Source organism: Arthrobacter sp. AL05 (assembly GCF_029960715.1).
Classification (GTDB): Bacteria; Actinomycetota; Actinomycetes; order Actinomycetales; family Micrococcaceae; genus Arthrobacter.
In genome coordinates this window covers 133,996-155,215 of the sequence record NZ_JASBRC010000006.1, presented here as the reverse complement: position 1 = coordinate 155,215, position 21,220 = coordinate 133,996, and the positions used below count along the sequence as shown (strand labels likewise).

At 65.6% G+C, this 21,220-nt stretch carries 15 protein-coding genes; 10 read left to right on the top strand and 5 right to left on the bottom strand.

Features of this window, described 5'->3' with window-relative positions:
- Positions 1 to 84: 84 nt before the first annotated feature.
- From polA to QK287_RS09880, 4 genes are all read left to right on the top strand, one after another.
- The gene (gene polA / locus QK287_RS09895) at positions 85 to 2,742 is read left to right on the top strand and encodes a DNA polymerase I (RefSeq protein WP_282359981.1); all 2,658 of its coding nucleotides are present in this window, start codon (positions 85 to 87) and stop codon (positions 2,740 to 2,742) included.
- Positions 2,743 to 2,789: 47 nt separating this feature from the next.
- Positions 2,790 to 4,079 (top strand): GNAT family N-acetyltransferase, encoded by a 1,290-nt coding sequence (locus tag QK287_RS09890; RefSeq protein WP_282359954.1) that lies wholly within the window; start codon positions 2,790 to 2,792, stop codon positions 4,077 to 4,079.
- 198 nt (positions 4,080 to 4,277) lie between these two features.
- Positions 4,278 to 5,759, top strand: coding sequence for a 30S ribosomal protein S1 (rpsA, locus tag QK287_RS09885; RefSeq protein ID WP_024367487.1), 1,482 nt, complete (start codon positions 4,278 to 4,280; stop codon positions 5,757 to 5,759).
- Between the two features lie 225 nt (positions 5,760 to 5,984).
- Positions 5,985 to 6,575, top strand: a complete 591-nt coding sequence (locus QK287_RS09880) for a VOC family protein (protein ID WP_348774845.1) — start codon at positions 5,985 to 5,987, stop codon at positions 6,573 to 6,575.
- A gap of 163 nt (positions 6,576 to 6,738) precedes the next feature.
- On the opposite strand, the gene QK287_RS09875 is transcribed toward QK287_RS09880, so the two are convergent.
- Positions 6,739 to 7,263 carry a GNAT family N-acetyltransferase gene (locus tag QK287_RS09875; RefSeq protein WP_282359953.1) on the bottom strand — a complete coding sequence of 175 codons (525 nt, stop codon included), beginning with the start codon at positions 7,261 to 7,263 and terminating at the stop codon, positions 6,739 to 6,741.
- Positions 7,247 to 7,948, bottom strand: a complete 702-nt coding sequence (locus QK287_RS09870) for a YigZ family protein (RefSeq protein ID WP_282359952.1) — start codon at positions 7,946 to 7,948, stop codon at positions 7,247 to 7,249. Before QK287_RS09870 ends, QK287_RS09875 begins: the two co-directional genes overlap by 17 nt.
- Positions 7,949 to 7,970: 22 nt before the next feature.
- Between QK287_RS09870 and coaE the strand changes: the two genes are divergently transcribed.
- The 4 genes from coaE (at position 7,971) to QK287_RS09850 (ending at position 13,918) form a co-directional block, all read left to right on the top strand.
- The gene (coaE, locus tag QK287_RS09865) at positions 7,971 to 9,176 is read left to right on the top strand and encodes a dephospho-CoA kinase (RefSeq protein WP_282359951.1); all 1,206 of its coding nucleotides are present in this window, start codon (positions 7,971 to 7,973) and stop codon (positions 9,174 to 9,176) included.
- An 82-nt stretch (positions 9,177 to 9,258) separates the two neighbouring features.
- Positions 9,259 to 11,340, top strand: coding sequence for an excinuclease ABC subunit UvrB (uvrB, locus tag QK287_RS09860; protein WP_282359950.1), 2,082 nt, complete (start codon positions 9,259 to 9,261; stop codon positions 11,338 to 11,340).
- 178 nt (positions 11,341 to 11,518) lie between these two features.
- Positions 11,519 to 12,547 (top strand): TerC family protein, encoded by a 1,029-nt coding sequence (locus QK287_RS09855; protein ID WP_226773377.1) that lies wholly within the window; start codon positions 11,519 to 11,521, stop codon positions 12,545 to 12,547.
- 36 nt (positions 12,548 to 12,583) lie between these two features.
- The gene (locus tag QK287_RS09850) at positions 12,584 to 13,918 is read left to right on the top strand and encodes an MFS transporter (RefSeq protein WP_226773382.1); all 1,335 of its coding nucleotides are present in this window, start codon (positions 12,584 to 12,586) and stop codon (positions 13,916 to 13,918) included.
- A gap of 25 nt (positions 13,919 to 13,943) precedes the next feature.
- On the opposite strand, the gene QK287_RS09845 is transcribed toward QK287_RS09850, so the two are convergent.
- The 3 genes from QK287_RS09845 to QK287_RS09835 are packed head-to-tail and all read right to left on the bottom strand — an operon-like array spanning position 13,944 to position 18,427.
- Complete coding sequence (locus QK287_RS09845; RefSeq protein WP_282359949.1) at positions 13,944 to 15,305, bottom strand: alpha/beta fold hydrolase; 1,362 nt, start codon at positions 15,303 to 15,305, stop codon at positions 13,944 to 13,946.
- Positions 15,306 to 15,357: 52 nt separating this feature from the next.
- The gene (locus QK287_RS09840; RefSeq protein WP_226774870.1) at positions 15,358 to 15,858 is read right to left on the bottom strand and encodes a GNAT family N-acetyltransferase; all 501 of its coding nucleotides are present in this window, start codon (positions 15,856 to 15,858) and stop codon (positions 15,358 to 15,360) included.
- Between the two features lie 22 nt (positions 15,859 to 15,880).
- The gene (locus QK287_RS09835; RefSeq protein WP_282359948.1) at positions 15,881 to 18,427 is read right to left on the bottom strand and encodes a DEAD/DEAH box helicase; all 2,547 of its coding nucleotides are present in this window, start codon (positions 18,425 to 18,427) and stop codon (positions 15,881 to 15,883) included.
- A gap of 116 nt (positions 18,428 to 18,543) precedes the next feature.
- Here QK287_RS09835 and QK287_RS09830 point away from each other — a divergent pair, with 116 nt between their 5' ends.
- Both QK287_RS09830 and QK287_RS09825 read left to right on the top strand, forming a co-directional pair.
- Positions 18,544 to 19,323 carry a trans-aconitate 2-methyltransferase gene (locus QK287_RS09830; protein WP_282359947.1) on the top strand — a complete coding sequence of 260 codons (780 nt, stop codon included), beginning with the start codon at positions 18,544 to 18,546 and terminating at the stop codon, positions 19,321 to 19,323.
- A 145-nt stretch (positions 19,324 to 19,468) separates the two neighbouring features.
- The gene (locus QK287_RS09825) at positions 19,469 to 21,196 is read left to right on the top strand and encodes an ABC transporter ATP-binding protein (RefSeq protein WP_282359946.1); all 1,728 of its coding nucleotides are present in this window, start codon (positions 19,469 to 19,471) and stop codon (positions 21,194 to 21,196) included.
- The last annotated feature ends 24 nt before the right edge of the window (positions 21,197 to 21,220 follow it).

Below are 21,220 nucleotides of genomic sequence, written 5' to 3'. Positions count from 1 at the left end.
AGGCCCGTGCCCTCCAGCCGGGCCGCGGAACCGGTTTCCGCCACTGCGGCGCCCGTGGTTCCGATCACCGGTCAGCCCCGGCTGATGGTCCTCGACGGCCACTCCATGGCATTTCGTGCGTTCTTCGCGCTGCCGGCTGACAAATTCTCCACCGCCACGGGACAGCACACAAACGCCGTACACGGCTTTACGTCCATGCTGATCAACCTCATCAAGGAGCAGAAGCCCACCCACGTTGCCGTCGCCTTCGACGTCTCCGATGACACCACCCATCGCAAGGCCGAATACAGCGACTACAAGGGCGGACGCAACGAAACCCCCCGCGAGATGAGCGGCCAGATCGACCTCATCGACAAGGTCATGGGAGCTTGGGGCATCAAGACCATCAAGATGCCCGGCTACGAAGCTGACGATATCCTGGCCACCCTCGCCACGATGGGAGACAAGGCCGGTTTCGAGGTGCTCCTGGTTTCGGGGGACCGGGATGCCTTCCAGCTGATCACTGACAACGTCTTTGTGCTGTACCCGAAAAAGGGTGTCAGTGACATTCCCCGCCTGGATGCCGTGGCCATCCAGGAGAAGTATTTCGTCACGCCAGCCCAGTATTCGGACCTCGCCGCGCTGGTGGGAGAGTCCGCGGACAACCTTCCCGGCGTTCCCGGCGTCGGCCCCAAGACGGCAGCGAAGTGGATTAACCTTTACGGCGGCCTGGAGGGGGTTCTGGCGAACATCGACTCCATCGGCGGGAAGGTGGGGGATTCCCTCCGCGAAAACGTTGAGGACGTCAAGCGCAACCGGAGGCTGAACAGGCTCCACACCGATCTGGAGCTCCCGGTGACGCTGGAAGAACTTTCGGAACCGCGGCCGGACCAGGCTGCCATCGAGGAGTTGTTCGATACCCTCGAATTCAAGACCATCCGTACCCGGCTCTTCGCCCTGTACGGCAGTGAGGTCGCTGAGCCGGAGCGCGAGCGCCTCGACACTCCGGACTTCGTGGTCCCTTCGAACGCTGCCGAGCTGGCTGCTTTCCTCGACTCGGGGGCCGGCAAGCGTTCAGCTGTCGCCGTCGACCTCGTGCCGGGCCGGATCGGCGAGGATGCCGCTGCCCTGGCCATCGTCCGTGCGGACGGGGCTGCCTACATCGACCTCGCCGGCCAGGACGCCGCCGCCGAGAACGTCCTGGCCGGCTGGCTCAGGGACGCGGCCGCGCCCAAGGTCATGCATGGCTACAAGGCGGCACTCAAAGCTCTCTCCAACCGTGGCCTGGGCCTGGACGGCGTGGTGGACGACACCGCAATTTCCGGGTACCTCATTCAGCCTGACCGCCGCAGCTATGAGCTCGCCGAACTCGCCCAGCACCACCTGAACATCGGCGTCGCGACCGAGGCGGCCAAGGCCGGCCAGCTTGAGTTGGCGTTCGACGGCGATACTGCCGCCGCCGGCGCGCTCGTCCAGGTGGCCGCCGTCGCCCAGGCACTGAGCCGCTACTTCGAAACGGAGCTGCAGGAACGCGGAGCCCAGGACCTGCTGACCACCCTCGAGCTGCCCGTCAGCCGGGTCCTTGCCGACATGGAACTCGCCGGAATTGCCATCGACATGGCGCGTATGGACGAGCAGTTGGCGGATCTGGCCAAGGTCATCGACAACGCCCAGGAGCTTGCGTTCGCCGCGATTGGCCACGAAGTAAACCTGGGGTCGCCGAAGCAGCTCCAGACGGTCCTGTTTGAGGAGCTGGGACTGCCGAAAACCAAAAAGATCAAGTCCGGGTACACCACCGACGCCGCGTCGCTCAAGAACCTGCTGGAAAAGACCGGGCACGAATTCCTCGTCCAGCTAATGGCGCACCGCGAGTCCTCGAAGCTGCGTCAGATGCTGGAGTCGCTGAAGAAGTCCGTCACCGACGACGGCCGGATCCACACCAGTTACGCGCAAAACGTCGCAGCCACCGGCCGGATCTCGTCCAACAACCCCAACCTGCAGAACATCCCCATCCGCAGCGAGGAGGGCCGCCGTGTGCGCAGCATCTTTGTGGTCAGCGATGGCTACGACTGCCTGCTCTCGGCCGACTACTCGCAGATCGAAATGCGCATCATGGCGCACCTCTCGGGGGATGCGGGCCTGATTCAGGCCTACAAGGACGGCGAAGACCTGCATCGGTTCGTAGGTTCCAACATCTTCCATGTACCCACAGACCAGGTGACCAGTGCGATGCGTTCCAAGGTCAAGGCCATGTCCTATGGCCTTGCCTACGGACTAACCTCCTTCGGGCTCTCCAAGCAGCTCGAGGTTTCCGTCGATGAGGCGAGGACGCTGATGAAGGACTACTTCGACCGGTTCGGCGCCGTCCGCGACTATCTCCGCGGCGTCGTGGAGCAGGCCAGAATCGACGGGTACACCGCCACCATCGAGGGCCGACGCCGGTATCTTCCGGACCTCACGAGCACCGACCGCCAGCTGCGCGAGAACGCTGAGCGCATTGCGCTGAACTCTCCGATCCAGGGATCGGCAGCGGACATCATCAAGCGTGCGATGCTCGGGGTCTCCGGTGCGCTGGCCGAACAGGGACTGAAGTCGCGGATGCTGCTGCAGGTCCATGACGAACTGGTTTTGGAAGTCGCGGCCGGAGAGCGGGACACCGTGGAAAAGCTCGTGACCGAGCAGATGGGGGCGGCTGCCAGGTTGACCGTTCCGCTGGAAGTCCAGATCGGCGTCGGTTCGAGCTGGTACGAGGCGGGGCATTGATGCCTGCGTGAATTGTGGATTTTGCAGGATACCCAGGGGGAAAGCACATGACTGAAAAGTACGAGATCAGGAGGTTCCGGGCGGCCCAAAAGGGCGAACCGGACTACGCGCTGGGCGTCTCCTGGCTGCGCGGCGTCGGCGTCGGCTTTTACGACGAGCGCCACAAGGACGAGTTCGTGGACAAGGTCATGGCCATGTACCGCGCCGACAACCGCGAGCTGACGGGGGTCTACCAGCGCGGCACAGTGGCCGCGCATTCCCTGGCTGCCGACATCCCCGTGGCCACCTTCGGGACCCTGCGCAAAAACCTCAATGTCGGTTACGGCCGGCAGCTCGAAGCGCAGCTGATCACCGCCGTAACCGTCCGGGGAACCCACCGCCGGCAGGGACTCCTGCGCCGGATGATGACCGAGGACCTGGCGGCGTCGAAAGCCGACGGCCTGGCCATTGCTGCCCTGACGGCGTCCGAGGCTTCCATCTACGGGCGGTTCGGCTTCGGCGTCGCGACGTTCGAGCGCAGCGTGAAGGTGGACACCGGCCCGCGCTTCCGGCTGCGGCACAGTGCGAGCGGCTCGGTGGAAGTCGCCGACCGGAAAGTCCTGCTGGAGCTGGCCCAGGGCGTGTTCGAACGCATCCACCGGGTCACGCCCGGGTCTATCGATCGGCAGGACGCCTACCGGCAGCGCAGCTCGGGGACACTAGGCCGGGACGGGGCGGAGGACGAATCGATCCGCTGTGCCCTGCACTACGACGCCGACGGTGCTGTGGACGGTTATGTCGCCTACAAATTCTCCGGCTGGGACACCACGCCAGCCACCATGGAAGTCGTTGACCTCGTCGCTGCCACCACGTCCGGCTACCTCGAGCTGTGGCAGTTCCTCGGCAGCATCGACCTCATTCAGCGTGTTGCGTGGGCCGAAGCCCCCGTGGACGATCCGCTGACGTGGGCCCTTGAGGACCCGCGTTGCATCGAGTCCGCCGAGAACGCAGACATGCTTTGGCTCCGGATCCTGGACACGGCCAAAGCCCTCGGCGCACGACGCTACTCGACCGACGGCAGCCTGGTCCTGCGCGTCACCGACACCCTGGGCTTCGCGGCGGGCACGTACACGCTGACTGTGACTGACGGTGAAGCCCGCGTGGAGTCCGCCCCGGACGGCACCGAACCGGACCTGAGCCTCGACGTCGCGGAACTCGGGTCCGTCTTTCTCGGCGCAGTCTGCCCGGTGACGCTGGCGGCTGCCGGGCGGATCCTGGAGCACGTTTCCGGGGCCGCACTGACCGCACGGCTGATGTTCGCCGTCGACCGTGCACCGCACTGCCTGACGCACTTTTAGGCGAATTGGCCCCGAGCCGTTGCACTTTGACCGGCGTTCCCGTATACGACTAGACTAAACGGGCGTGTACTACGTGCCCGCATCTTCAATCCACAAATCAGGATGACCCGGCAAAATGCCGTGCCTGCTCCCGTGTCGCCGACGTGGGCGCAGCGGTTGGCCTGACCGACTAACTATCCACAACGGAGCCCCTACTACATGACCATCACCTCCACCGAGAAGCCCGGTACACCCGTAGTCGCAATTAACGACATCGGTACCGCTGAGGACTTCCTCGCAGCTGTCGACGCCACCATCAAGTACTTCAACGACGGGGACCTCGTCGAAGGTACCGTCGTGAAGGTCGACCGCGACGAAGTTCTGCTCGACATCGGTTACAAGACCGAAGGTGTCATTCCCTCCCGCGAGCTGTCCATCAAGCACGATGTTGATCCCGGAGACGTCGTCTCCGTTGGCGATCTCGTCGAAGCCCTGGTGCTCACCAAGGAAGACAAAGAAGGCCGCCTGATCCTCTCCAAGAAGCGTGCTCAGTACGAGCGCGCCTGGGGCGACATCGAGAAGGTCAAGGAAGAGGACGGCGTCGTCACCGGCACCGTCATCGAGGTTGTCAAGGGTGGTCTTATCCTCGACATCGGCCTGCGCGGCTTCCTGCCGGCATCCCTCGTCGAGATGCGCCGTGTGCGCGACCTTGCTCCGTACATCGGCCAGAAGATCGAAGCCAAAATCATCGAGCTGGACAAGAACCGCAACAACGTTGTGCTGTCCCGCCGTGCATGGCTCGAGCAGACCCAGTCCGAGGTCCGCTCCACGTTCCTCAACAAGCTGGAAAAGGGCCAGGTCCGTCCCGGCGTCGTTTCCTCCATCGTCAACTTCGGTGCATTCGTGGACCTGGGCGGCGTGGACGGCCTCGTTCACGTTTCCGAGCTGTCCTGGAAGCACATCGACCACCCGTCCGAGGTTGTCGAGGTGGGCCAGGAAGTAACCGTGGAGGTTCTCGAGGTCGACCTGGACCGCGAGCGTGTTTCCCTCTCGCTCAAGGCTACGCAGGAAGATCCGTGGCAGACCTTCGCCCGCACCCACGCCCTCGGGCAGGTTGTGCCGGGTAAGGTCACCAAGCTGGTTCCGTTCGGTGCGTTCGTTCGCGTTGAAGACGGCATCGAAGGCTTGGTCCACATCTCCGAGCTCGCAGTGCGCCACGTTGAGCTGGCCGAGCAGGTTGTCTCCGTTGGTGACGAGCTGTTCGTCAAGGTCATCGACATCGACCTCGAACGCCGCCGCATCTCGCTCTCCCTCAAGCAGGCCAACGAGGGCGTCGACGCCGAGTCCACCGAATTCGATCCGGCTCTTTACGGCATGGCCGCAGAGTACGACGAAGAAGGCAACTACAAGTACCCGGAGGGCTTCGATCCGGAGTCCAACGAGTGGCTTGAAGGCTACGAGACGCAGCGCGCCGCCTGGGAGCAGCAGTACGCTGACGCCCAGACCCGCTGGGAAGCCCACAAGAAGCAGGTTGCCCAGCACGCTGCCGACGACGCTGCAGCTGCAACGTCCGGCGAGAGCGACTCCGGCACCACCAGCTACTCCTCCGAGCCGGCTGCAGCCGAGTCCAACACCGGTGGCGGCACGCTTGCTTCCGATGAGGCTCTGGCAGCACTGCGCGAGAAGCTGACCGGCAACTAATTGCCCGTGGTTCCCGGGGATCCAATCTCCGGGCCCTGGCAGTTTGTAGCCTAAATTAGCGCCATAGAAGTGGCCGCCCCTCCGGGGGCGGCCACTTTTATGTTGTTTTACAAGTGCCAGGTTTTCGGGCCGGCCCTGGCTGCTCCCCGTGGGGACATGCCCGGTGGTGGCTGCGGCCACTGGACATAACAGTATTATGCTCAGGCCTGGTCCCGAGGGCGGGGCATGTCCGGAGGTATCCCGCCGGGCCCGGTGGACATGTCCGTCGCAGACCGAGCCAGGCCATGCCGTTGGTGGCGGGCGGAATGGTTGACTTTGCAGCTGCTTAGCGTCGATGCTGTCCGGGTTAGGTCAACGGAACACAAGGGGGCGGCCACTATGGGTGGAACTGCAGGAAATTTCCAGGCAACCGAGCCAGCTGACAACCGGACTTGGCCAGGGGCAATCGGAGCCATCACCTTATTCGTCGAGGATCTGCCCGTGGCAAAACGCTTCTACCGGGAAGTGTTTGGTCTGCCGGTGGCGTATGAAGACGAGGCCTCGGCTGTGTTTAGGTTCGAGAACACCCTGATCAATTTGTTGAACTCTTCCGAGGCACCGGAGCTCATCGGCCCTGCCAAGGTGGCTTCTGCCGAGGTCGGCGCCAGGATGCAATTCACCCTCGAGGTGGACGACGTTGATGCCTTGTGCGCGGATTTGACCGGGCGCGGCGTCGAACTCCTGAATGGACCGGTGAACCGGCCGTGGGGTATCCGCACGGCAAGCTTTCGCGACCCCGGCGGCCACATTTGGGAAATTGCGGCGGCTCTCGCCTGAATCCGGGTGGACCATGTCCAGCCGCGGACCCGGGCGATGGGAACATCAGGATTATGTCCAAGGGCTTGGGCTAACAGGGGGCATGCTCAGCATCGGGGGGTGCTGAACAGTGGGCATGTCCACCGGGGGGTGGTGAACGGCGGGCATGCTCAGGGTGGGGGAGTCAGCGCAACGCGATCCTGGCCTTGACCGGAACCGTTGCACCGGTGGCGGCTTCGCCTTCCTCGAGCTCGGCACCGGCTGACCTCAGGAGGGCCAGCGCCGCGGTGTTCCCTGCCGTTGTCTCGGCTTCCAGCACCGATGCCCCGGTCGCGGCGGCCCGGCCAATCACGAGACGAAGCGCTTCGCGTGCGATTCCGCGGCCGCGGAAGCTGCGCGCCAGCCAGATACCCGTTTCCAGCGCACCGGCTCCGGTCCGCCGCAGCCGGACCGCGCCCGCCAGTTCACCGCCGGAACTGACCGCCCAGCTTTGCTGCTGGCCTGGCCCGTCGAGTCCGGCGGCCGCTCGGTGGTATTCGCGGAACCAGCTGATCCGTTCCGAATTCCAGCCGGCGGCGCTGCCCAAGGGTGGGGTCACGTCGTCCGCATCCGCGTCCTGGATCGCCACTGACAGGAGCTGCTCGAGGACCGCCCCTGAGACATCAACGAGCAACACGGCGGGACGGGAAGGCTCAGCCGTGGGGGACATCGATCCACTCCGTTTCTCCGGGCACTAATTCGGCCGTTCCGGCAGACAGCGCGGCCAGCCGCTCGGCCGCCCGGGCCAGACCAGGCGGATCATCCGGCAGGGCAAGCCGAAGGATAGTAGCTTCCGCCGCGTAACTGGATTCTGCCATGACGTAACCCGCGGCGCGGAGCTCGTTTTCCAGCCGCCCGGCGGACGTGTGCGGAACGGCCACCCTGCAGATCCGCAGCCGGCGGCGCTGCACGAGGGGCGCCCGGTCCAAGGCAGCGGTCACGGCTTCCGAGTAGGCTCTGACCAATCCGCCTGCCCCCAGCAGGATCCCGCCAAAGTACCGGACCACCACAGCTGTTACATCACTGAGATCCGTCGCGCCCGGAGCGGTTTCGCGTTTGAGCAGCGCATCAAGCATCGGGTTGCCCGCGGTTCCCGACGGTTCGCCGTCGTCGTTTGAGCGTTGGACATCCCGGTCCGGACCGAGCACAAACGCGGAACAGTGGTGCCGCGCGTCGTGGAATTCTTTGCGCAGGGCGGCAAGGACCGAACGGGCCCCATCCTCGTCTGCGGTCCGATGCAGCACCGTAATGAAGCGGGAGCGTTTAACCTCAGTCTCGTGGCGGAACTCCCGGTCCGCCGCCAGCGAGGTGTACACGGTGGCCCTGCTCTCCGGGAAAACCGCATCTTCAGCCACCGGATCAGTTTAGTCTGGTGGAGTGCTGAAAATCGGGTTGACGGGCGGCATCGCCGCAGGCAAGTCAGTGGCCTCCTCGCGCCTGCGCGAACTGGGCGCCGTAGTGATCGACGCAGACGCCCTGGCCCGGGAGGTCGTCGAGCCCGGCACACCCGGACTCGCCAAGGTGGTGGAGGCCTTCAGCAAGTCGGTTTTGACGCCCGACGGCGGCCTGGACCGGGCCAAGCTCGGCGCCCTCGTGTTCGGCAACCCGGACCGCCTTGCCGTATTAAACAACATCATCCATCCGCTGGTGCGGGAGCGGGCTGCCGCACTGTCCGCCGCCGCCCCTGTGGGCGCCGTGGTGGTCCAGGACATCCCGCTCCTCGTTGAGACTGGCCAGGGTTCCAATTTCCACCTGGTGGTGGTGGTTGACGCCCCCGATGAGGCCCGGCTGCAGCGGATGGTGCAACACCGGCGGATGAGCCCCGCTGACGCCCGCGCCAGGATAGCTGCGCAGGCGGGCAGGCAGGCCCGGCTGGCAGCAGCCGACGTCGTCCTGGACAACTCCGGTTCCAAGCAGGAACTTCGGGACGCGGTGGACCGGCTCTGGAAATTCCGGCTGTCACCATTCGCGGAGAACCTGGGCAGGCACCGCCCGGCACCCCGGACCGGCGCCCCGCTGCCGGCGCACGCCAACCCCGAGTGGCCGGTGCAAGCCGCGCGGCTTATGGCGCGCCTGCGGACGGCTGCGGGGGAGGACATCCTGGCCCTGCACCATGTTGGTTCCACTGCCGTGTCCGGCCTCGGCGCGAACGACGTGCTGGACCTCCAGCTCGGCGTCGAGGACATGGCCGCCGCGGACCGGATCTCGCTGCTGCTCGCCGAAGCGGGTTTCCCGGCGCCGCCCGGTGCGGTTTCCGGCAACCCCCAACCCCCGCCCCCGGACCCGGCAAGCTGGCCGGAGCGCCTGCACGCCAACGCGGACCCCGGACGGGCGGTCAACCTCCACGTCCGGGCCGTGGGCTCGCCGGGCTGGCGGTTCGCGCTCTGCTTCCGGGACTGGCTGCGCGATGACCCGGCTGCCCGGGAGGAATACCTTGCCGAGAAGCGCCGGGCCGGCAGGTTGCACGGCGCAGATCGGAGCACCGCTGGCTACGCCTCGGACACGGAGGACGGGATGGCCGGGCACGCCCCGGCGCAAATGGAAGCGTGGGCGCGGCGCACCGGCTGGCAGCCTCCCTTGTAGCCGGGGCCCGAAGCCGGACCGGAACGTACCGCCCAAAGCTGAATCAGGGCGGAGCGTCGGGGCCCGGCGGTACATTAGGAACATGAGTCTTGCCCAGCAGATCAACCGTGTCGTGGCGCCTTTCGAGGTCATCAGCGAATTCCAGCCGGCAGGCGACCAGCCGGCCGCCATCGGGGAACTGACCGAGCGCATCAAAAACGGCGAGAAGGACGTGGTGCTGCTCGGCGCCACGGGTACCGGCAAGAGCGCGACGACGGCGTGGCTGATCGAGCAGGTGCAGCGGCCCACCCTGGTGATGGTGCAAAACAAGACCCTCGCAGCGCAGCTCGTCAACGAATTCCGCGAGCTGCTGCCCAACAACGCCGTCGAATACTTCGTCTCCTACTACGACTACTACCAGCCGGAAGCCTACGTGGCGCAGACGGACACCTTCATCGAAAAGGACTCGTCCGTCAACGAGGAAGTCGAACGGCTCCGGCACTCCGCCACCAATGCGCTGCTGACCCGCCGGGACGTGATCGTGGTCGCCACCGTGTCCTGCATCTATGGCCTCGGCACCCCGGAGGAATACATCGCCGGCATGGTGACACTGAGCAAGGGCGCCGAGATGAACCGCGATGACCTGCTGCGGAAATTCGTTTCCATGCAGTATGCCCGCAACGACATGGACTTCCACCGAGGCACGTTCCGGGTCCGTGGCGACACCGTAGAAATCATCCCGATGTACGAGGAGCTTGCGATCCGGATCGAGTTCTTCGGCGACGAGATCGAGAACATCTATACCCTGCACCCGCTCACCGGAGAAATCATCCGTGATGAGACCGAAATGTACGTCTTCCCGGCATCGCACTATGTCGCCGGTCCGGAACGTATGGGCCGGGCGATCAAGCGGATAGAAGACGAGCTCGCCGGACGGCTCCAGGTCCTGGAAAGCCAGAACAAACTTGTGGAAGCGCAGCGACTCAGGATGCGCACCACCTACGACCTGGAAATGATGCAGCAGATGGGCTTCTGCAACGGCATCGAGAACTACTCCAGCCACATCGACGGCCGCGCCCGCGGAACGGCGCCGCACTGCCTCATCGATTACTTCCCGGACGACTTCCTCCTGGTCATCGACGAGTCGCACGTTACAGTGCCGCAGATCGGCGCGATGTACGAGGGCGACATGTCCCGGAAGCGGAACCTCGTAGACCACGGCTTCCGGCTGCCCTCCGCGATGGATAACCGGCCGTTGAAATGGGACGAATTCCAGGACCGCGTTGGGCAGACCGTCTACCTCTCCGCCACGCCGGGCAAGTACGAGCTCGGCAAAGCCGACGGCTACGTCCAGCAAATCATCCGGCCCACCGGCCTCATCGACCCCGAGGTGATCGTCAAGCCGACAAAGGGCCAAATCGATGACCTGCTCGGTGAGATCAAGACCCGCACCGCGAAGGATGAGCGCATCCTGGTCACCACACTGACCAAACGGATGGCGGAGGACCTTACCGATTATCTGCTCGGGCACGGCGTCAAGGTCGAATACCTGCACTCGGACGTTGACACCCTGCGCCGCGTCGAGCTGCTGCGGGAACTTCGGATGGGAGTCTTCGACGTCCTGGTCGGCATCAACTTGCTCCGGGAGGGCCTGGACCTGCCCGAGGTGTCGCTGGTGAGTATCCTGGATGCGGACAAGGAAGGCTTCCTGCGGTCGGCAACGTCGCTGATCCAGACCATCGGCCGGGCCGCCCGCAACGTCTCCGGCGAGGTCCACATGTACGCGGACCGGATCACCGACTCCATGGCGAAGGCCATTGACGAGACCAACCGGCGGCGCGAGATCCAAGTGGCGTACAACACCGCTAACGGCGTCGACCCGCAGCCGCTGCGGAAGAAGATCGCCGACATCACGGACCAGATCGCCAAGGAGGACGCCGACACCCGCGAACTCCTCGCCGCGGCCGGCAAGTCGCGCGGCAAGGGCAAGGGCTCGGCAAAGGTCCGGGCGGACGGCCTGGCCGCGGCACCGGCCGAGGATCTGGTGGGCCTGATCGAGCAGCTCACCGAACAAATGCATGCCGCCGCCGGGGAGCTGCACTTCGAGCTTGCCGCCCGGCTTCGTGACGAGGTAGGGGAGCTGAAGAAGGAACTGCGCCAGATGCAGTCCGCCGGGCACGCCTAAGGTAGGGTAGGAGGAACGTAGGGGAGTATCCCAAGCGCTACGATCGTCAACACGCATGGCACAGACGCCCTGCCGGGCGTAGCGGGCTGCAAGTGGTACCTGGAGGCAATGGCCCGGGTGCGAGAGCTTGGCCGGAGAGACTTGCACCGCTTAGTTGTACCCTGCGAAAGGTATCTTCGTGCCTGAACTTCCCCTCTGGTTTGAGATCGGCTCCTTCGTTGTCCTCGGCACCATCCTCGCCGTCGATCTGCTTCTCGTCCTCAAGCGGCCGCATGAGCCCTCCATGAAGGAAGCAGGCCTCTGGGTCACCTTCTACATCGGGCTGGCGCTCGTTTTTGCCGCAGCGATGTTTGCCTTCACCGGTCCCGAGTACGGCGGGCAGTTCATTGCCGGCTGGGTCACGGAGTACAGCCTCAGCATCGACAACCTGTTCGTCTTTATCATCATCATGGCCCGCTTTTCGGTACCCCGTAAGTACCAGCAGGAAGTCCTGATGGTGGGCATCATCATCGCGCTGGTCCTGCGCGGCATCTTCATCCTGCTCGGCGCACTAGTGATCGAACAGTTCAGCTGGATCTTCTACCTCTTCGGCGCCTTCCTGCTTTGGACCGCGTGGAAGCAGCTCCAGGACGACGGCGGTGACGAGGAAGACCGGGAAAACCCGCTCATCGCCCGGATCCGCACTGTCCTGCCGATGTCCCAGACGTTCGACGGCGGCAAACTCCGCACCATGGTGGACGGCAAAAGGGTCTTCACCCCCATGCTGGTCGTCTTTGTGACCATCGGCCTGACGGATCTGCTGTTCGCGGTGGACTCCATCCCCGCCATATTTGGCCTGACGCAAAGCCCGTTCATCGTCTTCACCGCCAACATCTTCGCCCTGATGGGCCTGCGTCAGCTGTACTTCCTGCTCGGCGGCCTGATGACCCGCCTCGTCTACCTGAAGCACGCCCTTTCCGTGATTCTCGCGTTCATTGGTGTGAAGCTGGTCCTGCACGCGATGCATGTGAACGAACTCCCGTTTGTCAACGGCGGCCGGCACATCGAATGGGCTCCCGAGATCCCGACTTTCCTCTCGCTCGCGGTAATCATCGGCACCATCATCGTGGCCGTCATTGCCAGCCTGGTCAGCTCCGGCACCACAACATCGAAGGTGGACCCCCGGCTCGAGGAAGACTCCCGCAAGAGCCTGATCGACGCCGAGTAGCTTCCACGGTTCGGCTAAGCTCGGACCGTGAAAACCATCGACTCCAGCCCGGCGCACGGTTCGGTCCTGGACCCGCAGCGGGTCCAGCGCCGAACCGTCTGGGTCCTGAGCACGGCTCAGCTGCTCAGCGGCGTGGGCAGCGGCGCCAGCCTGTCCGTCGGGTCCCTCCTGGCCGTCCAGCTCTCGGGCTCGAACGCGTGGGCCGGAGCTGTCACCACCACCATGACCCTCGGCGCGGCGGCGGCCGCGCTGCCGCTGGCAGGCCTGGCCGGCCGGCGCGGCCGGCGCGGCTCGCTGGTTACGGGCCTGCTCGCTGCCATGGCCGGAGCCCTGCTGGTCATCGTTTCCACTGTGACGGGAAGCTTTCCCGTGCTGCTGCTGGCAGCGGCCCTGCTTGGACTGGGCACGGCAGCCAACCTGCAGGCCCGCTTCGCCGCCGTCGACCTCGCCGCTCCGGAACGCCGCGGCCGAGCCCTGGCGATCGTCGTGTGGGCTGTCACAATCGGCGCCGTGGCCGGACCCAACCTGATCCGTCCCGGCGCCCTGGTAGGCAGTGCGCTCGGCTTGCCGGAACTGGCGGGCCCCTTTGTATTTTCGACGGCGGGACTGGCCCTGGCCGCGCTGCTGCTGCTCATTGGCCTGCGGCCGGACCCGCTGCTGCTGGCTGCCAGGCTGCGGTCCGAAAGTCAGCCGACGCCCACCGCCGCCGCCCGGCGTCGGAACAGCCTCCGGCACGGCCTGGATGCCATCCGGGCCTCGCCGCGGGCACGCTTTGCGCTGCTGGCGATTATTTCCGCGCACGGCTGCATGGCCGCCGTGATGTCGATGACGCCGCTGCACCTGCAACTGCTGACCGAGGGACCACTCACCGGCATGCCGGCCGGCCATGCGCACGCCGCCAGCACCGATGTCCTGGTCCTGATCGGCTTCACCATTTCGCTGCACATCGCCGGAATGTACGCACTCTCACCGGTCATGGGCTGGCTGACGGACAAAACGGGCCGGCTGCCGGTCATTTTGCTGGGGCACGGCCTGATCCTGCTCTCGGTCCTCGTGGCCGGCTTCGGCCAGGCCGAACCGGCGCTGGTCGCCGTGGGCCTGATCCTGCTCGGATTGGGCTGGTCCGCTGCCACGATCGCGGGTTCAACCCTGCTGGCCGAAAGCGTCCACGCCGGTGACCGCGTCCTCGTCCAGGGTGTCTCGGACACGATGATGGGGGTCGCCGGCGCTGTCGGGGCCGGCTTCTCCGGGCTGCTGATGAGTGGAGTTGGCTACCGGGGCCTCAACCTGGCGGCGGCCGCCGTCGCCGCGGTGGTGTTCACCGTCGGCTCCCTCGCCGCCATGCGTGCGCGCCGCCTGACGGCGCCCTAACCCTGCGGTGCAGCGAACCGCCGGGTTAGGGCCTGACGGAGCGGGTCAGGCCCAGGAGTCGGCCGAAGATACCCTCGCCGTCGTCCGCAATACCGTCGTGGTGGAAGTCCGCGGACTCCCAAACCTGCAGTCCGCGGACAGCAGCCGCGGTCTCCAGCGAAAGCCCACGGTCAACATAGATATCGTCCGTGTAGACGGCGGCCGCCACTGGCACGCTGTTCAGAGCGAGCCGTTCGGCATCATAGAGCCGTGGCCAGTCGTCCTTTTCGGCGAGCAGCCGGGCAATGTTCCGCAGCGGCCGTAGTGCGGGATCCTGCTCGAAGTACCAGGGGTAGACCATTTCACCGGTCAGCAACGGCTCGGGGGCCTCCGGGGAGAACTCCGGGAAGTCCTGCAGGACACGCCAGGCGGCCCAGTCGGTGGACTCACCCTGGCCATAAATTGATTCGTGCATCAGCGCGTACAGCGGGTTGGCGGACCGGGACACCAGCCCGCGGACCTGCTCCAGGAAGGCATCCGAAAGCCGCTCGCCGGCGGGTGTGCCGACGAAAGCGTCCTCCAGCAGGTGATGCAGGGCGTCCACCCTGGTGTTTCCGCCCAAAAATGACCCGACCATCTGGAAACGTTCCACGGTCAGGCGTTCGCCGTCGGGCAGCAACTCCGCCGTCTCACGAAGGTGCCGGGCAATCCGGCTGACCGCTGCCCGGTCCTCCGGATACCTGCCGAAATACTCGGCGTTGCGGGCCGCCACCCGCCCGAAGGTTTTTTGGTACACCCGGTCCGCGGGTCCGGAGAGCGGGCCCAGGCCGCCCGTAATCAGGGCCTCCCGCAGGCCCTCCGGAGCGAAGGAAAGATAGCTGAGGGCGCAGAAGCCACCGTAGCTCTGACCGTAGATCGTCCACGGTCCCGACCCCAGGGCAAGCCGGATGGACTCGGCGTCGGCGACGATCGAGTCAGCGCGGAAATAGCTGAGGTAGTGCGCCTGATCGGCGTCGCTGCCGCGCAGTGGAAGTGTCTTACGGTCTATCGCGGAGGACAGCCCGGTGCCGCGCTGGTCAAGCATCAGGATCCGGAAGTCCCTGGCGGCGGCCTTGCTCCAGCCGCCCAGCGCGGGAAGCCGGTTTCCGCGCCCGCCCGGCCCGCCCTGCAGGTACAGCAGCCACGGGAGCTGGGCGGCGGCTTCCTCGCTGTGGTCCGCGGAGACGTACTCGCGGGCGAAGACGGTGATGGTCTCGCCGGCCGGGCCGCCAGCGCCGAAGTGGTCCAGCGGCACTTCGAAGTAGTGCTCCGCCGTGCGCATCCCGCGGTAGGCGTGCCGCGACTTGATGGTGTGCGGGACAGTCGGCCGTGCGGCCGCCAGCAGGTCCGCGGCACCGGAACCGGTCATGGGCAGGTCGGCCGCAGGCCGTCCAGCAACAGGCCGGCCAGCAACCGACCGGTCAGCCACGGGCCCGGGCCTTGCTGGCGCCGGCAAAGGCCTCCAGCGCTTCACCGGTGAGCCGGAACGTGGACCATTCCTCCATCGGGTGTGCGCCGAGTTTTTTGTAGAAATTGATCGAGGGCTCGTTCCAGTCGAGGACGCTCCATTCGACGCGGGCGTAGCCGCGTGCGACGGCGGTCTCAGCCAGGTGCCGCAGGAGCGCCTTGCCGTGGCCTTCGCCGCGTGCCTCCGGGCGCACATACAGGTCCTCGAGATAGATGCCGTGGACACCCTCCCACGTGGAGTAATTCAGGAACCAGAGGGCGAACCCCCGCACCTCACCGGTCTCGTTCTCAGCCATGGCGGCGAACACCCGCGGGTTCTCGCCAAACAAGGCCTCGCCCAGCATCTCCGGGGTGTTCCGGACGGCGTCCGGCTCCTTCTCGTAGAGAGCCAGGTCATGGATCATCTGCAGGATTGCGGGGACATCGTTTGCCGTCGCGGGCCGGATTAGACTCATTATTCGAGTTTACTAGGGCCGCTTAGAGCCGGTTGACGTCCGTCACGCGCACGACGGCGGTGCCGGTCTCATCCGAGGCGGCAAGGTCAACCTCGGCTGAGATGCCCCAGTCATGATTGCCGGCTGGATCGTCGAAGATTTGCCGGACCTTCCACAGCGCGGGCTCTTCGGTGATCATTAGCAGGCCGGGACCGCGGGCATCCGGGCCGGTGCCGATATCGTTATGTTCGTCGAAGTAGTCGTCCAGCGCGTCCTCCCAGCGTTCGAAGTCCCAACCGGAGCCGGAATCGAGCCCGGCCAGGGCGGTAGCGTCCTCATCTGCGAAGAGCTCCACCCGGCGGAACATCTCGTTGCGGACCATTACCCGGAAGGCCCGCACGTTGGAGGTCAGCGACGGCGGCGGTGGCGGCGGAGCATCGTGAGGTGTTGGCGCCTTGCCGGAGGTGAGCTCCTCCCACTCGTCGAGCAGGCTGGAATCAACCTGCCGGACCAGCTCGCCGAGCCACGCGATGAAGTCCTCGAGGTCCTCGCGGAGGGCGTCCTGGGGGACCGTCTGGCGCAACGCCTTGAATCCGTCGGCCAGGTAGCGCAGCACAATCCCCTCCGAGCGGGCCAGCCCGTAGAACTGGACAAACTCGCCAAAGTTCATGGCCCGCTGGTACATGTCCCGGACGATCGATTTGGGCGCCAGTTCAAAGTCGCCGATCCACGGGGCGGCCCGGCGGTAAACGTCGAACGCCTCCCCGAGCAGCTCCCCGAGCGGCTGCGGGTAACTGACCTCGTCGAGCATCGCCATGCGCTGGTCGTAGTCGATTCCGTCGGCCTTCATCGCCGCGACGGCCTCGCCGCGCGCTTTCTTCAGTTGCGCTGAGAGGATTTGACGGGGTTTCTCCAGCGTCGACTCAATGACTGACACCACGTCCAGGGCGTACGACGGCGACTCCGGATCCAGCAGCTCCAGTGCCGCGAGGGCGAACGGGGACAGCGGCTGGTTCAGCGCGAAGTTGGCCTGCAGGTGGACGGTCAGCCGGACGGTGCGGCCATCGGGTCCCTGCTGCTGAACCGGGATCCGTTCCACCACTCCTGCAGCCAGGAGCTCCCGGTAGATCCCAAGCGCCCTTTTCATCAGCTGCAGCTGGGAGGACCGGGTCTCGTGGTTCTCGGTGAGCAGCCGGCGGGCGGCCTGGAACGGGTCGCCCGGCCGCTCCATCAGGTTCATCAACATCGAATGGGTCACGGAGAAACTGGATGTCAGCGGATCCGGGACGGATTCCACCAGGCGCTTGTAAGTCGGTTCGCCCCAGGAGACAAAGCCTTCCGGCGGCTTCTTCTTAACCACCTGCCGGAGCTTCTTTTGATCGTCCCCGAACTTGGCCGTGGCTTTGGCCATGGCCTTGACGTTCTCCGTGACATGCTCGGGCGCTTGGACCACCACGGTCCCCGCCGTGTCGTAACCGGCCCGCCCGGCGCGGCCGGCGATCTGGTGGAATTCCCGGGAATTCAGCAGCCGGGTTCGGACGCCGTCGTACTTGCTCAGCGCGGTCAGCAGCACGGTGCGGATGGGGACGTTGATGCCAACACCGAGCGTGTCGGTGCCGCAGATGACCTTAAGCAGCCCGGCCTGCGCGAGCTGCTCCACCAGCCGGCGGTACTTGGGCAGCATACCGGCGTGATGGACGCCGATCCCGTGCCGGACCAGCCGGTTGAGGGTCTTGCCGAAGCCGGCGGCAAAGCGGAAGCCGGCGATCAGCTCGGCGATTTTGTCCTTTTCCTCGCGGCTGCAGACGTTGACGCTCATCAGGTTCTGGGCCCGGTCGATCGCCTCCACCTGGCTGAAGTGCACCACATATACGGGCACCTGCTTAGTGGCAAGGAGTTCTTCGAGCGTCTCGTGTACAGGTGTCTGCTCGTAGTAATAGTGCAGCGGGATGGGCCGCTCCACCGAGCTGACGGTCGTCGTCGGGCGTCCGGTCAGCGCGGTGATTCCGGCTTCGAAGCGGCTAACGTCGCCAAGCGTGGCGGACATCAACAGGAACTGCGCCTGGGGGAGTTCCAGCAGCGGGACCTGCCAGGCCCAGCCGCGCTGCGGGTCGGAGTAAAAGTGGAACTCGTCCATGATCACGGCGCCGAGCTCGGCGTCGGCCCCTTCGCGGAGGGCGATGTTGGCCAGGATCTCCGCCGTGCAGCAAATAATGGGGGCGTCCTGGTTAACGCCGGAGTCGCCGGTGATCATACCGACATTCTCGGCGCCGAAAATATCGCACAGTGCGAAGAACTTCTCCGAGACCAAGGCCTTGATCGGGGCCGTGTAGTAGCTGCGCTGGCCGCGGGCCATGGCCTGGAAGTGAACCGCGATCGCAACGAGGGACTTTCCGGATCCGGTGGGGGTTGCCAGGATCACGTTGGCGCCGGTGGCAAGCTCCATCACGGCTTCGTCCTGAGCGGTGTACAGGGCCAGCCCGCGGGTTTCGGTCCACTCGACAAAGCGGGTGTAAAGCTCGTCCGGGTCAAGGCCGGTCCGGCCTGGGACCCGGGCGGCCGGGGCGGGGAGCTGATCAACGAGTTTCATTGCCTCCCAGCTTAGTGTCCGGCGCCGCGCAGCCGGGCCGGACACCTCTTGGGCTGCTGCCCGGGCCGGGGTTAGGCTTCGCACGGCGCGTCGTTGCCGGTGTCTGGAGGAACGCAGTGAAATGGGATCCCGCCAAGTACGCGAAGTTCGGGGAGTACCGTGACCGGCCGTACTTTGACCTGACTGCCCGGATCCATGCGGATGCTCCCCGGAACGTCGTTGACCTCGGCTGCGGCTCCGGGGCCCTGACCGCCGCCCTCGCCCGGCGCTGGCCTATGGCGCAGGTGACCGGCCTGGACTCCTCTGCGGAGATGCTGGCCCGGTCCGATTCCGCTGCGGAGCCGCTGCCGAATCTCTCTTTCAGCCACGCGGACATTGCCGGCTGGATGCCTTCCGATGACACCGACGTGGTGGTGACCAACGCCGCGCTGCAATGGGTTCCGGACCACCGGGACCTGCTGGCCCGCTGGCTCGCCGCGCTCAAGCCCGGCGCCTGGTTCGCGCTGCAGGTGCCCGGGAATTTCCGCTCGCCTTCGCACACGCTGATGCGCGGCCTGGCGGAATCGGTGACATGGTCGGGCCGGCTCGCCGGTGTGCTGCGCCACGCGGACGCAGTGGGCCGCCCGGAAGAATACCTGAACATCATGCTCGACGCCGGCTGTGCGGCGGACGTGTGGGAGACCACTTACCTGCAGCTCCTTCCCGGCCCGGACCCGGTGCTCGAATGGGTGCGCGGGACCGGACTGCGGCCCGTCCTGGCCGCACTGTCCGCCGCCGATGCCCGTGCTTTCGAAGCCGACTACTCCGCACTGCTGGCCCGGGCCTATCCTGCCGGCCCGCACGGCACGGTGTTCGGGTTTCGCCGGATTTTCGCTGTGGCCCGCACCCCGGGATGACCGGCCCTGGCGGGCGGCCCATCGGGCAGCCGAGCACCGGGTTACACTCGAGCACAGTGTGAGCGTGGTTACAATGGCGGGGCGGCCAGGGGGCAGCTGCCTTGAAATATCCCGATCGGCGCCCCGAGCTAGCGATGGAGGTTCGGTGCTTATTGGCCTGACACGACGCATTCTGGGAGCCCATAAAGGTTCCGTCTTGGCAATTGTGGCCCTGCAGCTCGTGCAGACGACTGCCAGCCTCCTCCTTCCTACCCTGAACGCCGCCATTATCGACAACGGAATCGTCCGCGGAAATGTCCCGGAGATCCTGCGGTTAGGGTCCTGGATGGCGGCGATTGCCGGCGTCCAGGTGGTAGCTGCAATCGGCGCCGGCTACCTGGGCGCTGTCACGGCTATGGAACTTGGCCGGAAACTGCGGGAAGAGCTGTTTGTAAAAGTACAATCCCTGTCCTCGCAGGAAATCGGCGCCTTCGGGGCCGCCAGCCTCGTGACCCGGGCCACAAACGACGTCGCACAGGTGCAAAACCTCATGGTTCTTGTGTTCACGATGCTGATCGCGGCACCGGCCATTTTCATCGGCGGCATGGTGCTCGCCGTCCACCAGGACATTGCGCTCTCCGGCATCGTCGTCGCGGTGATTCCGGTGCTTGCGGTCATTATGGTCCTGATCGTGCGCCGCCTCGTTCCGCTCTACCGGCAGGGCCAGGAGCTCATCGACCGGATCGGCCGGGTGCTGCGCGAGCAGATCATCGGCGCCAGCGTTATCCGCGGATTCGTCAGGCAGGCGCATGAGATCCGGCGCTTCGAAGGGGCAAACAAGGAGTTGACCCGGAACAACCTGAGCTCCGCGTTGCTGGTCGCCGGGATGATGCCGCTGATAATGCTCGTGGTGAATCTCTCCTCCGTTGGTGTGGTTTGGTTCGGCGGGCACCGCATCCAGTCCGGAGAAATGCGGCTGGGAGCCGTGACGGCCTTCATCGCCTACATCCTGCAGATCCTGATCGCGATCATGATGGCGATGTACGTTGTGATGACTGCTCCCCGCGCGGCTGCCTGCGCCGAACGAATCCAGGCTGTCCTCGACACGGTGCCAGCGATCACGGACGGCCCGGCGGGAGCCGCGCCGGTGGGCAACACCGTGGAGTTCCGAAACGTCTCCTTCGCATACCCGGGGGCTGAGGTCCCCGTCCTTGACGGTGTCAGCTTCACAGCCCTTCCCGGAACCGTCACGGCGGTCATCGGCGCCACCGGCAGCGGTAAGAGCACCCTGCTGAACCTGCTGCCAAGGTTCCTGGATGCCACCGCCGGGACGATCAGCATCGGCGGATCCGAAGTCCGCGGGCTGTCCCTGGCGACGCTGCGCAGCCTGATAGCCTTCGTTCCCCAGCACTCCTACCTGTTCTCCGGGACGCTTGCCGAGAACCTGAGAATGGCCGCGCCGGCAGCCACGGACGAGGAACTCTGGCAGGTACTGGGGAATGCTCAGGCCGGTGCTTTTGTCCGGCGGCTGCCGCAGGGGCTGCAGGCACCGGTGACGGAGGGCGGAACGAATTTTTCCGGCGGCCAGCGGCAGCGGCTTTGCATCGCCCGGGCTCTGCTCCGGCGTTCGGCGGTGTACGTGTTTGATGACAGTTTCTCGGCGTTGGACTACGGTACGGACACCCGGCTCCGACAGGCGATGGCGCCGCTGCTGCATTCGGCCACTGTCCTGATCGTGGCCGAACGTGTTGCCACGATCGAGGACGCAGGGCTGATCCTTGTCCTCGAGGACGGCCGGCTCGTGGCACAGGGAACACATCAGCAGCTGATGGAGTCCTCGCCGAGCTACCAGGAGATCGCAGCCTCCCAGCTGGTGCTTGAGGAGACCCCGTGAAGCCGGAGCCGCCCCCCGACGCCG

Coding starts and splice junctions, on each gene's coding strand:
- polA (WP_282359981.1), top strand. CDS start 85: ATGGTCCTCGACGGCCACTCCATGGCATTTCGTGCGTTCTTCGCGCTG.
- QK287_RS09890 (WP_282359954.1), top strand. CDS start 2,790: ATGACTGAAAAGTACGAGATCAGGAGGTTCCGGGCGGCCCAAAAGGGC.
- rpsA (WP_024367487.1), top strand. CDS start 4,278: ATGACCATCACCTCCACCGAGAAGCCCGGTACACCCGTAGTCGCAATT.
- QK287_RS09880 (WP_348774845.1), top strand. CDS start 5,985: ATGTCCGGAGGTATCCCGCCGGGCCCGGTGGACATGTCCGTCGCAGAC.
- QK287_RS09875 (WP_282359953.1), bottom strand. CDS start 7,263: ATGTCCCCCACGGCTGAGCCTTCCCGTCCCGCCGTGTTGCTCGTTGAT.
- uvrB (WP_282359950.1), top strand. CDS start 9,259: ATGAGTCTTGCCCAGCAGATCAACCGTGTCGTGGCGCCTTTCGAGGTC.
- QK287_RS09845 (WP_282359949.1), bottom strand. CDS start 15,305: ATGACCGGTTCCGGTGCCGCGGACCTGCTGGCGGCCGCACGGCCGACT.
- QK287_RS09840 (WP_226774870.1), bottom strand. CDS start 15,858: ATGAGTCTAATCCGGCCCGCGACGGCAAACGATGTCCCCGCAATCCTG.
- QK287_RS09835 (WP_282359948.1), bottom strand. CDS start 18,427: ATGAAACTCGTTGATCAGCTCCCCGCCCCGGCCGCCCGGGTCCCAGGC.